This is a genomic window from Enterobacter cloacae complex sp. 397G4 (assembly GCF_050031515.1).
In the GTDB taxonomy this organism is placed as follows: Bacteria; Pseudomonadota; Gammaproteobacteria; order Enterobacterales; family Enterobacteriaceae; genus Enterobacter; species Enterobacter hormaechei_C.
This window is the reverse complement of sequence record NZ_JBLGWE010000001.1, coordinates 4,272,877-4,285,475: the sequence shown is the minus strand read 5'-3', so window position 1 is coordinate 4,285,475 and position 12,599 is coordinate 4,272,877. Positions and strand designations below refer to the sequence as shown.

The window sequence follows — 12,599 nt, the reverse complement described above, 5'->3', positions numbered from 1 at the left end:
ATAGTTATTTTTTTAGGTACTAACGTTATGCGCGATGGGTTCAGGCTTCAGTCGCAAGCAGCAGCCGGTTCGCCGAGCCGCAAACGGTGATTTTGCTTCTGACCACCTCTTTCATGGCATCCATGCCGACGCGCATGTAGAAGCGCGGATCGTTGCCCTGTGGGTTCTCGGCAAACCAGGCTTTGACTGCGTCAGAGAAGGCGATTTTCAGCTCTGTTGCGACGTTAACTTTGCAGACGCCCAGCTCAATGGTGCGGCGCACATCCTCATCCGGCACATCACTCGCACCGTGCAGCACCAGCGGCACTGTCACTACCTCGCGGATCTCGGCCAGCCGCTGGAAGTCGATTTTTGGGCGTTTGGTATAAAGACCGTGCGCGGTACCGATGGCAACGGCGAGGCTGTCCACGCCTGTCATTTCGACAAAGCGTTTTGCTTCCTGCGGGTCGGTCAGGAACGCGCTTTCGGCGTCGACGCTCATGTCATCTTCCACTCCGCCCAGTCGGCCCAGTTCGGCCTCGACGCTACAGTCGTTGAGGTGGCAGAAATCGACGACCGATTTCACCAGCTTGACGTTTTGTTCGAAGGGGTAATGGCTACCGTCGATCATTGCGCTACGTACGCCGGCATGGACTTTGCGGCGAATGTCGTCCAGCGATTCGTGGTGATCGAGGTGTAGCGCCAGCGGCATGTCATAAGTAAGGGAATATGCGCTGCACAAGGCGTAGATCTCTTCCAGCGCAATGTGTTTAAACGTCCCCGGCGTACCCGCGAGGATCACCGGCGATCGCATTTCGCTACAGACTTCGAGGATCGCCTGGATCGTCTCGGCGTTATGGATGTTAAAGGCCGGAACGGCATAGCCCTTCGCCTGTGCGTCCTGCAAAAGATATTTGGTAGAAATAATACTCATGAGCCTGTCCTCTTAAGCCTGCCACGGATGAATAACGACGCCCTGGACCACACGGTTAACCGTACCGCTGGCGGATGGCGTATCCGGCGTATTGCCAACGTGCAGAGACTGGGTCAGTGCGAAGACCTGGGCGTACATCAGGAAGCAGAACGCCTGCTCCATATCGTTAAATGAACGGGAAGGCGGCAGCAGGATATGCGGGCCAGCTTCAATGACCGGATCCGTTTCGGCTGCAATGGCTACCACGCGCATAGCCTGACGATCGCGTCGCAGCTCGGCGAGCAGATCCCGATCGTACTGACGCGTATACGGATGGCTGGAGACAAACACGACGACCAGCGTTTCGTTGTCTACCAGCGACTTAGGCCCGTGACGGAAACCCGTTGGCGAATCGTAGAATGCCGCCAGCTTGCCGGCGGTCAGCTCCAGCACCTTCAGCGCAGACTCCCGTGCGGCGCCCTGTAATCCACCGCTGCCCAGATAAACAATGCGTTTCCACGGTTCGTTACCAAAGACGCCGGGACTGAAATCGCCAAGCGATGTGAGGATCGCCTGACAGCGATCGGACACGTCGCGGAACGTTTTGCTGTTGATCGTTTCCGGTGCGAATACCGCCAGGCAGCTCGCCATCATGGTGGTGATGCTGCTTGTCATCGCGAACCCGCGATCGTGCGTTTCGGCTGGCATGAGCAGAGCGCAGGCGTTATCGCTGTCGACGGCATTCTGGTACAGGCTGCCTGCTTCATTACAGGTGATCGACAGGTGGTAGCACTCCGGTACAAACTGATTCGCCAGCTCAACGGCGGCGACGCTCTCCGGGCTATTGCCAGAACGGGCGAAAGAGACCAGCAGCAGCGGGTGCGAAGGGCTGAAATAATCCATCGGGTTGGTGACCAGATCGGTCGTAGGTATCGCGGTGATGTTTTTCCCCGTGTGGCTGGCAAGCCATGGCGCAATGATGTCGCCGATAAAAGCAGACGTACCCGCGCCGGTCAGAACGATCCGCAGATCGGGCTTGCGCAACAGTGGCGTCAGAAAACTGTCGATCGACGCGCGCAGATTATCAATATTGTTGAGCGAGCGAAGCCAGCTGGCTGGCTGCTGGCGGATCTCTTTTTCGGTCCAGGTGCCGGTGGTGGCGATAGTGGTTTGTGGCATAACTCAGTCCTTAGTCGTGTGAATTCCACATCAGACGCTGGCAAATGTGTCGCTATCTTTCGTTTCGTTTCACTTGTTCACTTTAGCAGTTAAATAAAATTTATAGAAAAGAAATAGAAAGTTCAATGGCGAAAAAAAAATAAAACGAAAAGTGTCATCGCGAAAGGAAAGGCGAAAATCAAGGAAAGGAAAAGAAAGGCCTTACGATCGTCTTCCGTAAGGCCAACAGGGCACACTGTGAAGGGGCTACAGGGAAAGAGCCTGACCCTGGATCCAGATCTGCCGGAGGTGTAAACCCGCATCCAGCGCAAGAACATTGGCGCGTTTGCCTGGCGCTAACGTTCCCAGCAGGTGATCCATACCGAGCAGACGAGCAGGATGCAGCGAGGCCATATGGATTGCGTTTTCTGGGGCGATCCCCGTATGCTCCACCATATTTCGCACGGCGGCATCCAGCGCGAGCGTGCTGCCCGCCAGCCCGCCCGAGGCCGTGCGGACAACGCCGCCCTGCATCTCGACATTTTCACCACACAACGTATAGCGCCCATCAGGCATACCCGCCGCCTGCATGGCATCGGTAATCAGCACCGTACGATCCTTCGCGCAGCAACAACATAGCCGCATGGCTCCAGGATGAACGTGATGCCCGTCGGCAATAAGCTCCAGCCACGCGCGTGGGTCCGTAAGCCCGGCGCCAACCATGCCGGGCTCCCGGTGGTGTAACCCTGTCATGCCGTTGTAGCAGTGCACCAGCCCGGCTGCGCCTGCATCAAATGCGGCCAGGGTTTGCGCGTATGTAGCGGCGCTGTGGCCCAGCATGACGCGTATCCCTTTTTGCTTGAGGTGATGGATCGCCTTCAGGGCATCCACTTTTTCCGGAGCAAGCGCCACTACCCGCAGCGTGTTCTGCGAAACCGCAATCAGCTCATCAAGTTCCGCGAGATCCAGTTCGCGAAACAGTTCTGGCGGGTGCGCCCCTTTGTTCTGCGGTGTAAAGTACGGGCCTTCCAGATAGCTGCCCAGGATCTGCGCGCCGGGGCCACCGGCATGACAGCGCCGGGCAATGCGCCGTAACGCGCCATGGATCGCCTCCAGCGGAGCGGTGACGGTGGTAGGCAGAAACGCCCCCACGCCTTCACGCGCTTTGTGCACGGCTAACCGGTCCAGCACGTCGGGCGCATCATCCATCACATCCACACCCGCGCCGCCGTGGACGTGGATATCAATGTATGCCGGGCAAAGCAGGTCTGCCTCGCGGGTATTAACCCCTGCCGGAATCGGCTCGATGGCGGTGATGACGCCTCTATCCATACGCAGCTGATGGTCATCCAGCCAGCCCTGCCCGGTAAGCAGACGACGCGCGCGCAGCAGCTGGCTCATATCCCTTCCTCGGCGGGCGCTTCCTCGCGACAGCGTGCAAGTTCATCCACCAGGCTGGTCAGGCCGCGATGGCCGCACTCCAGCGCCTGCAAACGAAAGGCTTCACTGCTTAATCCGTCGCGCTCCAGAACCATCTCCAGCAAAAGCTGGAGATTGGTGCCGGTGATCACTTCGCTGCCGGGGCGCTGCATCGCGAGGGTAGAGGCCACACGAAACGGCGTACCGCCGAGAAGATCGGTGAGAAACACGATATCGTGCTCTGCATCCAGTTCATTCACTGCCTGCTCAAGCTGCGCGGTCAGCCGCACAGTGGTGGAGCTTTCCGGAAAATCGATGGCGATAAACTGCGGCTGTTCGCCGAGGATTTGCTTCATCGCCTGTTCCAGCCCGCTGGCAAAACCGCCGTGACCCGTCAAAATAATGCCTAACATCGCAACCTCTTTGCTTATTACAGGAAGTGACAGAATTTACCGACAACGCCCAGCACCACGGTGATACCAATCAGGCGCAGCGGGCTCCAGCCACGGCGTACCAGCCAGAACATGGTCAGGGTGTAGACCAGCGGCAGAAAAGCGGGCATCAGTTTGTCGATCACATCGGTTTGCAGTTTGACGACCGCATCCCCGGCTTTAATCTCGAGTGTGGTATTCAGGCGCACATAGGTTGCCACCAGCGCACCAATCACTGTCATCCCGACAATGGACGCAGCATGACCAACCTTTTTGGTGTTGGCCTTGATCAGCGGGATCGCGGCGACACCCATTCGATAGGCATAGTGCGCCAGACCAAAACGCAGGCCGAGATGCACCACGTTAAACAGCACGATAAAGACCACCGCGCCAAGAATGGATCCCTGTAGCGCCAGGCTGGCGCCAATCCCCCCGCAGATGGGCAGCAGGGTCAGCCAGAACATGGCGTCACCAATGCCACCGAGCGGTGCGCCGACGGCAATTTTAGTGCTCTGGATGCTGTTCACATCCTGCTTGGAACGCTCCATTGCCAGAATAATGCCGATGACGAAGGTCACCAGGAACGGGTGGGTGTTGAAGAAGCCCATATGGCCTTTCATGGCGCGCGCCAGGTCCCGCTTATTGGTGTGGATCTTTTTCAGCGCGGGCAGTAGCCCATACAGCCAGCCGGAGGCCTGCATACGCTCGTAGTTAAACGAGGCCTGTAGCAGCATGGAACGCCAGGCGACACGGTTAATATCCTTTTTCGTTAGCTCAGCGCCAATACTCTGGTCTTCGTAGACGTTTTCATTCACGCCGGTCAGCAGTGTCTCTTCACTTTCAGACACGCCCGGCAGGGTGGTGTGATTAGATGCCATCTTCAAATTCCTCTTTCTGGGCCGCAGGCGCCGTGGGTTCAGGCGATTTGCGCAGCAGGTCGATCAGCGCCATCGCCAGCGCAGCCGCGGCAATCGCCAGCACCGGGAGTTTCAGCCAGGCCGCGGCGACAAAGCCGATAATGAAGTAAGGGATGTAAACGTTTTTCATCATGATCTTCAGCAGCACGGCGAAGCCGATCGCTGGCATGATGCCGCCCGCGACGCCGAGACCGTCGATCAGACGTTCCGGCAGCACGTCAATGGCGGTTTTCGCATGTTCAGCCCCGAAGTAGATGGGCAGAAACGCGCACAGGAAGTAGAAGACGCCGAGCGCCAGCAGTGCCAGATAGTTGACCCGTTCAATACCACGGGTGTCTGCGTTAGCCGCCATGCGATCGCAGCGGGACATCACGCCGGACATCACCGAGAAGAGGAAGGTGATCCCCATCTGAACCGCCACGGCAAACGGCACGGCGACCCCAACGGCGACATCCGGCTTCACGCCTGTAGTAATGGCAAATGTGGTGCCAACGATGGTGCCGATAATCACGTTTGGCGGCTGCGCGCCCGCCAGCGGCGCGAGTCCCATCCAGACCAGTTCTAACGTACCGCCGGTCAGAATTCCGGTGTGCAAATCGCCCAGAATCAGGCCAACCAGTGGCCCGAGCACCACTGGACGGTGCATGTGTGTTAAGCCGTTAAACATATCCAGGCCCGCTATAAAGGCGAGAAGCCCCAGCGCGAAAGCCTGCAACAGACTGATTTCCATTGTGAATCCCTCAGAGCAGTTTAAAGAGATCCAAAGCAGTCTCTGTTGGAACGCCCTGAACGAAGCATTCCACTCCGGCCGCCTTCAGGCCGTTAAACGCGGCGATATCGTTCGCGTCTACAGATACCGTTTTGGCAATTTGCTGTTTGCCACTGGCGTAATGCATATTTCCGACGTTAATACGGGTGATGGGCACGCCGCCCTCGACCAGCGTTAAAAAATCAGCCGGTGTTTTACAGACCAGCAGAATTTTCTGCCGGTCGGCGGCGCGATGAATGTTGTCGATCACTTTTTGCAGGGACCAGAAACGCACGGCGATGCCTTCCGCCAGCACCATCTCCATCAGGTTTTGCTGAACCGGATCGTCTGCAACCTCGTCATTTGCCACCAGCACCAGGTTCGCCCCCGCAAACCCCACCCACTGTACGCCCACCTGACCGTGGATCAGGCGTTCATCAATGCGGCATAAGACAATGTTTGGCATAGCGTTTTCCTCTTTTTAATTATGCGTGTTGAGTCGTTACGCCTTCGCAGGCGGCATGGTACTGCTGGAGTATGTCCTGAATGTGGTCGAGGATGAGTTCCCGTGGTGTGGACCTGAGAGCGCCATCGCGAACTTTGCTGTACTGCAACGGCAGATACTGGCTGATCAGCGGCAGCGGGATCGGTTCATCCGCCAGGTTGCGTACCAGCCGCTCAAAGGCGTCGTCAATCTGGCTGTCTGGCCAGTAATAGCGCACGCGGTCGGAATAGCTGTAACCGCGCGCCAGGCGACGGGCATTGCCGTCGCCGTGATAGTGGCTTTGCCAGTATTCCGGGCGATCGAGCATCACGTTTTCCAGGACGTGACGCAGCCCTGAGCAGGCTTTTGCCGGCAGCAGCTCTTCTTCAATTGCTGCCAGAGAGAACAGCGCTTCGCGCAGCGCGAAGGTTAGCGCAGGGCCGACTTTCAGAATGGCGAAGTGATCTTTCACCAACTGGCGCAGCGCCTGCGGCGTCTGGTAATCGGTAGAGTGTGCTTCAAATACAAGCGTGTCGTAGGCTTCAACCATCTCGCTCAGCGCGACGGCTTTATGCGGTTGATAGTCACAAACCTGCGCATGGTCGAACTCAACGCCAGGCTGAACCACCAGGCCAATAATGCGCGGCCAGATGTCGCTTAACCCTTCCTTCTCGAATGCGTGGCGGTGTGCCTCAAGCGTGGCGCGTGCCGCCTCTGGCGTGGTGACCTCAAGCTCGGTCAGCGTCTCGTGTGCCCCACCGGGAACCGGAACTTCCGTGCCGATAACGTAGACCAGATCGGCTACGCCAAATTGCTCGAGACAGGTGGTTTCGGCAATTTTAGCCAGCCGAGCGGCACGCCCGGCAACGATTGCATCGGTTAACGGAACCGGGTCGTCTTCGCAGGACATGCTGCAATCGAGGTGAATTTTTTTAAATCCGGCCGCCACGTAGCTTCTGATCAGATCGTCGGCGTTCGCCATCGCCTGCGAAGCCGGCAGGTTTTGCCAGCGGTTTGGACCTAAATGATCGCCGCCAAGGATCAGCTGCGAGGTGGGGAAACCAAGAGATCCCGCCAGCTTGCAGACAAACCCATAAAAATCGGCGGGCGTCATACCGGTATAACCGCCAAACTGATCCACCTGGTTTGAGGTGGCTTCTATCAGCAGGGGCGTCTGTTGTGAATGGGCGTAACGTAGTGCAGCTTCAAGTACCAGTGGATGTGCGGAACAGACGGCATAAATCCCGTTTGTATTCCCCCGTTTATGTTGTTCCACCATTTCTGTCAGATGTTTCACTTTCCTCTCCATTTCGGATGGTGTTGGTATTCATCTTTCGTTTTGTTTCATTTGATACTGCATTATGGTGAGGTAAAAATAAAACGAAAGATAATAGTTTTCCGATCTGTTTCACAAAAGAAACATAATGAAAGGTTTCAGCGGCGATTAAGCTTGCGTCCGCACACCATACAGGGCTTGCATTCCCTCAAAAGAAAGGCGTTAATAAGCAAAACGAAATGAAACGAAAGTGTATTTACTAAGGAGCTCGTATGAGCAGCACCGATTCGTCCGCAGAGAAGCGCATCACCGGCACCAGTGAAAGGCGAGAGCAGATCATTCAGCGGTTGCGGGCGCAGGGAAGCGTGCAGGTTAACGATCTTTCTCTTTTATTCGGCGTGTCGACGGTGACGATCCGTAACGATCTGGCCTTTCTGGAAAAGCAGGGGATTGCCGTTCGCGCTTACGGCGGCGCGCTGATTTGCGAAGGCAATGCCCCCGGCGTGGAGCCGTCCGTTGAGGACAAAAGTTCCCTTAATACGGCAGTGAAGCGCAGCATCGCGCAGGCGGCGGCTGAACTGGTGAAGCCGGGTCACCGCATTATTCTGGACTCCGGCACCACAACCTTTGAAATTGCCCGCATGCTGCGCCAGCACACCGATGTCATTGCCATGACCAACGGGATGAACGTGGCAAACGCGCTGCTGGAAGCGGAGGGCGTAGAGCTGCTGATGACCGGCGGGCACTTGCGCCGTCAGTCGCAGTCCTTCTACGGCGACCAGGCGGAGCAGTCCTTACAGAATTACCATTTTGACCTGCTGTTCCTGGGCGTCGATGCCATCGATCTCGACCGGGGGGTGAGTACGCACAACGAGGATGAAGCCCGTCTGAACCGCAAAATGTGCGAGGTGGCGGAGCGTATTATCGTTGTCACTGACTCCAGCAAGTTTAACCGTTCAAGCCTGCATAAAATCATTGATACTCAGCGGATCGACATGATTATCGTTGATGAAGGCATTCCGGCGGAAAGCCTTGAAGGATTACGCAAAAGCGGGATCGATGTGGTGCTGGTCTAAAGAGGCTTTTCCCCTCTCCCTAACCCTCTCCCCATAGGGAGAGGGTTCCCCAGTAATTTGAAAGCAAAAGCTATAACGTTGCCTCAGAATAACTGAGGGCTTTCAGCGATGCCTCGGTCCGGCTGTAAATCGCTGAGGCGTTTCCTGTAGGCCGGGGCGAGGCGCAGGGATGCGCCGAGAGGGCGGGCTTTACAGGGATGTTACCTCCGCCCGTCCCCGATAAGCCGGAAGGAATAAGCCGAAGGCACCGCGAAGCGGCGATTTTCCGCCGGAAGCCCGGGTCGCCAGGGTGGTGGCGACTGAGCCACCCTGGCACGTTCACCGCTCATGTCGTGACAGAGTAGCAAGGAACATAAAGTGAACGGAATGACCACCTGAGCCGTATGTTCCCCCTCACCCCAGCCCTCTCCCTCAAGGGAGAGGGGGCCGTCTGTGCAGGCATTATTTTGTGGGGAACCCTCAGCCCCATAGGGGAGAGGGGACTGCCCGGTGCGGTTTTTTACCCTCTCCCCGGTGGGGAGAGGGTAGGGTGAGGGGCCATCAGGTCACCGGCGCCGGGTTAAACACCGCCAGCGAGTTATGCAATCCCCATTGATCGGAGAAGGTTTTCTTCCGCCCGCTTGCCACATCCAGAATGAAGTGGAACAGCTTCCAGCCCACTTCTTCAATACTCTCTTCCCCGGTGGCGATGGTGCCCGCGTTGATATCCATTAAGTCATACCAGCGGTTTGCCAGCTCGGTGCGGGTCGCCATTTTGATCACCGGTACCGCCATCAGGCCGTACGGCGTGCCGCGCCCGGTGGTAAAGACCTGTACCGTAATGCCGGACGCCACCTGCTGGGTACCGCACACGAAATCACTGGCAGGCGTTGCCGCGTAGATCAGACCGCGTTTGGTTGGTCGCTGGCCAGGGGAGAGCACTTCCACAATCGCGCTCTGGCCGGATTTGGCAATCGACCCGAGGGCCTTTTCCACCACGTTGGCCAGGCCGCCTTTCTTGTTACCCGGAGACGGGTTGGCGCTGCGGTCGGTTTTGCCCATGTCGAGATAGTTATCGTACCAGGCCATCTCCTCCAGCAGGCGTTTGCCCACCTCTTCGTTGACGGCGCGCGGCGTGAGCAGGTGGATAGCATCACGTACTTCGGTGACTTCGGAGAACATCACCGTGGCGCCGCAGCGCACGAACAGATCGGAGGCATAACCGACTGCCGGGTTGGCGGTGACGCCGGAAAACGCATCGCTGCCGCCACACTGTGTCCCAACGACCAGTTCAGAGGCCGGGCAGGTTTCACGCTGGCGTTTGTTCAGCTTCTCCAGATGGCGCTCTGCCACCTGTAAAATGTCGTCGACCATCGATCTGAAGCCGACATGGTGTTCATCCTGAAGTCGCACAACACTGGCATCGTCAACCGGAATGGCTTTCACATCCTCAGTACCCTGCAACAGGCGTTCTGGCTGCAATTTTTCACAGCCGAGACCAATCACCATGACCTCACCGCCAAAGTTTGGGTTAAGGGCGATATTGTGAATCGTGCGGATCGGCACGACCGCTGCGGGCGCGTTGATCGCCACGCCGCAGCCGTACAGGTGGTTAAGACCCACCACGCCGTCAACGTTGGGGTATTTCGGCAACAGATCGCGCTCAATAATTTTCACCACATAATCCACTACGCCCGCCACGCAATGCACGCTGGTGGTGATGCCAAGCAGGTTTTTGGTTCCCACGCTGCCATCCGCGTTGCGGTAACCCTCGAAGGTATAACCCTCCAGCGGAGGCAACGGCTCAGGGACGCGGGTAGCCAGCGGCAACGACTCCAGCGGCGGGGCGGTGGGCAGCTCAACCAGCGACTCCTCAATCCAGCTACCCTGCGGGATAGCGCGCACCGCATAGCCGATGACTTCGCCGTAGCGCACGATTTCGCCCTGCGCCGGGATATCGACCAGTGCGACTTTATGCCCCTGCGGAATGTGCTCAATCAGCTCCAGGCCATCCGGAAAGCGGGTGCCAGCTTTTAAGCCATTGTCGTTGACAATAATCGCCACGTTATCGGTATCGTGCACTTTTATATAGAACGCCGTCGGCGACGCCTGTCGAATTTCAATATCGGCCATTGTTCACTCTTCTCCAGCAAAATATCTGATACTAAATATAGCCAGATGGTTAATTGTTTCTTATTGAGGAAATAAAGAATGCCAGGAGAGGAAAGGTGAGAATGTGATCGCGATCGCTCCCGAACCACTAATCGTTGATTCTGTGCATCAGCGCCCACTGTGTTGGGCATATGCTCAAAATAGCGTGCTACTCCCGTTGGATAATTGAGCATTGAGACAATGTGCTGCCGGGTGGTGACGATTATACTGAATGACGATTTTATAACGCCAAAATTCAGTCAGGAAAATAAATATAACGCTGACGCTGAGTCGGAATAAATAAGAAAAGCTACTGGCTAAAACTGCGGAATTAAAAAAGGTATAAGTAATGAGTAACGACATCTTCCCGAATAAATTTAAAGCGGCCCTCGCGGCGCACCAGATTCAGATTGGCTGCTGGTCTGCGCTGGCCAACCCCATCAGCACCGAAGTGCTGGGCCTGGCCGGGTTCGACTGGCTGGTGCTGGACGGCGAACATGCGCCAAACGATATCAACACGTTTATTCCGCAGCTGATGGCGCTGAAAGGCAGCCACAGCGCGCCGGTGGTGCGTGTGCCCACCAACGAGCCGGTGATCATCAAGCGTCTGCTGGATATCGGCTTCTACAACTTCCTGATCCCGTTTGTTGAAACGGAAGAAGAAGCGGTGCTGGCCGTGGCGGCGACCCGCTATCCACCGGAAGGGATCCGCGGCGTGTCCGTCTCGCACCGCGCCAACATGTTTGGCACCGTGCCGGACTATTTCGCTCAGTCCAACAAGAACATCACCATTCTGGTTCAGATCGAGAGCCAGCAGGGGGTCGATAACGTCGACGCTATTGCCGCGACGGAGGGGGTAGACGGCATTTTCGTCGGCCCGAGCGATCTGGCGGCCGCCTTTGGTCATCTGGGCAACGCCAGCCATCCGGACGTGCAGCGCGCAATTCAGCACATTTTTGCCCGTGCCAAAGCGCACGGTAAACCGTGCGGCATTCTGGCGCCAGTGGAAGCCGATGCCCGCCGCTACCTGGAGTGGGGCGCAACGTTTGTCGCCGTGGGCAGCGATCTCGGCGTATTCCGCGCCGCCACGCAGAAATTAGCGGACGCTTTTAAAAAATAACCATCATTGAGGAAACAGATTATGACGCTGAAAGTGGGTTTTATTGGCCTGGGTATCATGGGCAAACCAATGAGCAAAAACCTCATCAAAGCAGGTTACTCACTGGTGGTTTTAGATCGTAATTCAGACGCGGTGGCAGAGGTGATTGCGGCTGGGGCAGAAACGGCGACAACCGCAAAAGCGATTGCTGAGCAGTGCGACGTGATTATCACCATGCTGCCAAACTCCCCGCACGTGAAAGAGGTGGCGCTGGGTGAGAACGGCATTATCGACGGCGCGAAGCCGGGTCTGGTGGTGATCGACATGAGTTCTATCGCACCGCTGGCAAGCCGCGAAATCAGCGAGGCGCTGAAAGTGAAAGGCGTGGAAATGCTGGATGCGCCGGTCAGCGGCGGCGAACCGAAAGCCATCGACGGCACCCTGTCGGTGATGGTGGGGGGCGATAAAGCTGTGTTCGACAAATACTACGACCTGATGAAAGCCATGGCTGGCTCCGTGGTGCACACCGGTGAAATTGGCGCAGGCAACGTCACCAAGCTGGCAAACCAGGTGATTGTGGCGTTGAACATCGCGGCCATGTCCGAAGCGCTGACGCTGGCCACCAAAGCGGGCGTTAATCCGGATCTGGTCTATCAGGCCATTCGCGGTGGTCTGGCGGGCAGCACCGTGCTGGATGCCAAGGCGCCGATGGTGATGGATCGTAACTTCAGGCCGGGCTTCCGCATCGATCTGCACATTAAGGATCTGGCGAATGCGCTGGATACCTCCCACGGCGTGGGCGCGCAGCTGCCGCTGACTGCCGCCGTCATGGAGATGATGCAGGCGCTGCGTGCGGACGGTCTGGGCACCGCCGATCACAGCGCATTAGCGTGCTATTACGAAAAACTGGCGAAGGTTGAAATTGCTCGCTAATGACGTCCTGCCCGGTGGCGTTACGCTTACCGGGCC

At 57.1% G+C, this 12,599-nt stretch carries 12 protein-coding genes; 3 read left to right on the top strand and 9 right to left on the bottom strand.

All coding sequences use genetic code 11. The features are described 5' to 3' along the window. Positions 1–40: 40 nt before the first annotated feature. The 8 genes from kbaY to kbaZ form a co-directional block, all read right to left on the bottom strand. Entirely contained in the window at positions 41–913 is an 873-nt protein-coding gene (gene kbaY, locus ACQG1Y_RS20620; protein ID WP_047741485.1) for a tagatose-bisphosphate aldolase subunit KbaY, read from the bottom strand. A gap of 12 nt (positions 914–925) precedes the next feature. Further along, positions 926–2,071 (bottom strand): SIS domain-containing protein, encoded by a 1,146-nt coding sequence (locus ACQG1Y_RS20615; RefSeq protein ID WP_015571960.1) that lies wholly within the window; start codon positions 2,069–2,071, stop codon positions 926–928. A 246-nt stretch (positions 2,072–2,317) separates the two neighbouring features. Next, positions 2,318–3,451, bottom strand: a complete 1,134-nt coding sequence (nagA, locus tag ACQG1Y_RS20610; RefSeq protein ID WP_045329210.1) for an N-acetylglucosamine-6-phosphate deacetylase — start codon at positions 3,449–3,451, stop codon at positions 2,318–2,320. Continuing rightward, positions 3,448–3,882: a PTS galactosamine/N-acetylgalactosamine transporter subunit IIA gene (gene agaF / locus ACQG1Y_RS20605; RefSeq protein ID WP_047636379.1), complete on the bottom strand. Its 435-nt coding sequence runs from the start codon at positions 3,880–3,882 to the stop codon at positions 3,448–3,450. Before agaF ends, nagA begins: the two co-directional genes overlap by 4 nt. A gap of 17 nt (positions 3,883–3,899) precedes the next feature. Beyond that, a complete protein-coding gene (gene agaE / locus ACQG1Y_RS20600) occupies positions 3,900–4,778 on the bottom strand; it encodes a PTS N-acetylgalactosamine transporter subunit IID (RefSeq protein ID WP_017693933.1) in 879 nt (292 codons plus the stop codon). Then, positions 4,768–5,547 (bottom strand): PTS N-acetylgalactosamine transporter subunit IIC, encoded by a 780-nt coding sequence (gene agaW / locus ACQG1Y_RS20595; protein WP_003861730.1) that lies wholly within the window; start codon positions 5,545–5,547, stop codon positions 4,768–4,770. Before agaW ends, agaE begins: the two co-directional genes overlap by 11 nt. A gap of 10 nt (positions 5,548–5,557) precedes the next feature. After that, on the bottom strand, positions 5,558–6,031 hold the full coding sequence (gene agaV / locus ACQG1Y_RS20590; RefSeq protein WP_003861728.1) for a PTS N-acetylgalactosamine transporter subunit IIB: 474 nt from the start codon (positions 6,029–6,031) through the stop codon (positions 5,558–5,560). 19 nt (positions 6,032–6,050) lie between these two features. Next, positions 6,051–7,358 (bottom strand): tagatose-bisphosphate aldolase subunit KbaZ, encoded by a 1,308-nt coding sequence (gene kbaZ, locus ACQG1Y_RS20585; protein ID WP_032649636.1) that lies wholly within the window; start codon positions 7,356–7,358, stop codon positions 6,051–6,053. A gap of 239 nt (positions 7,359–7,597) precedes the next feature. Here kbaZ and ACQG1Y_RS20580 point away from each other — a divergent pair, with 239 nt between their 5' ends. Next, positions 7,598–8,401, top strand: a complete 804-nt coding sequence (locus ACQG1Y_RS20580) for a DeoR family transcriptional regulator (protein WP_017693937.1) — start codon at positions 7,598–7,600, stop codon at positions 8,399–8,401. 540 nt (positions 8,402–8,941) lie between these two features. Here ACQG1Y_RS20580 and garD read toward each other — a convergent pair. After that, on the bottom strand, positions 8,942–10,513 hold the full coding sequence (garD, locus tag ACQG1Y_RS20575) for a galactarate dehydratase (RefSeq protein ID WP_017382436.1): 1,572 nt from the start codon (positions 10,511–10,513) through the stop codon (positions 8,942–8,944). Positions 10,514–10,880: 367 nt separating this feature from the next. On the opposite strand from garD, the gene garL reads away from it, so the two are divergent. Together garL and garR are read left to right on the top strand one after the other, a co-directional pair. Further along, the gene (gene garL, locus ACQG1Y_RS20570) at positions 10,881–11,651 is read left to right on the top strand and encodes a 2-dehydro-3-deoxyglucarate aldolase (protein ID WP_003862676.1); all 771 of its coding nucleotides are present in this window, start codon (positions 10,881–10,883) and stop codon (positions 11,649–11,651) included. Between the two features lie 21 nt (positions 11,652–11,672). Beyond that, entirely contained in the window at positions 11,673–12,563 is an 891-nt protein-coding gene (gene garR, locus ACQG1Y_RS20565; RefSeq protein ID WP_015571956.1) for a 2-hydroxy-3-oxopropionate reductase, read from the top strand. Positions 12,564–12,599 lie beyond the last annotated feature (36 nt).

What these genes read in the sequence shown, in the direction of transcription:
- garR (WP_015571956.1), top strand. Translation starts at nt 11,673, where the DNA reads ATGACGCTGAAAGTGGGTTTTATTGGCCTGGGTATCATGGGCAAACCA.
- agaE (WP_017693933.1), bottom strand. Translation starts at nt 4,778, where the DNA reads ATGGCATCTAATCACACCACCCTGCCGGGCGTGTCTGAAAGTGAAGAG.
- ACQG1Y_RS20580 (WP_017693937.1), top strand. Translation starts at nt 7,598, where the DNA reads ATGAGCAGCACCGATTCGTCCGCAGAGAAGCGCATCACCGGCACCAGT.
- kbaZ (WP_032649636.1), bottom strand. Translation starts at nt 7,358, where the DNA reads ATGGAGAGGAAAGTGAAACATCTGACAGAAATGGTGGAACAACATAAA.
- garL (WP_003862676.1), top strand. Translation starts at nt 10,881, where the DNA reads ATGAGTAACGACATCTTCCCGAATAAATTTAAAGCGGCCCTCGCGGCG.
- agaV (WP_003861728.1), bottom strand. Translation starts at nt 6,031, where the DNA reads ATGCCAAACATTGTCTTATGCCGCATTGATGAACGCCTGATCCACGGT.
- ACQG1Y_RS20615 (WP_015571960.1), bottom strand. Translation starts at nt 2,071, where the DNA reads ATGCCACAAACCACTATCGCCACCACCGGCACCTGGACCGAAAAAGAG.
- nagA (WP_045329210.1), bottom strand. Translation starts at nt 3,451, where the DNA reads ATGAGCCAGCTGCTGCGCGCGCGTCGTCTGCTTACCGGGCAGGGCTGG.
- agaF (WP_047636379.1), bottom strand. Translation starts at nt 3,882, where the DNA reads ATGTTAGGCATTATTTTGACGGGTCACGGCGGTTTTGCCAGCGGGCTG.
- garD (WP_017382436.1), bottom strand. Translation starts at nt 10,513, where the DNA reads ATGGCCGATATTGAAATTCGACAGGCGTCGCCGACGGCGTTCTATATA.
- kbaY (WP_047741485.1), bottom strand. Translation starts at nt 913, where the DNA reads ATGAGTATTATTTCTACCAAATATCTTTTGCAGGACGCACAGGCGAAG.
- agaW (WP_003861730.1), bottom strand. Translation starts at nt 5,547, where the DNA reads ATGGAAATCAGTCTGTTGCAGGCTTTCGCGCTGGGGCTTCTCGCCTTT.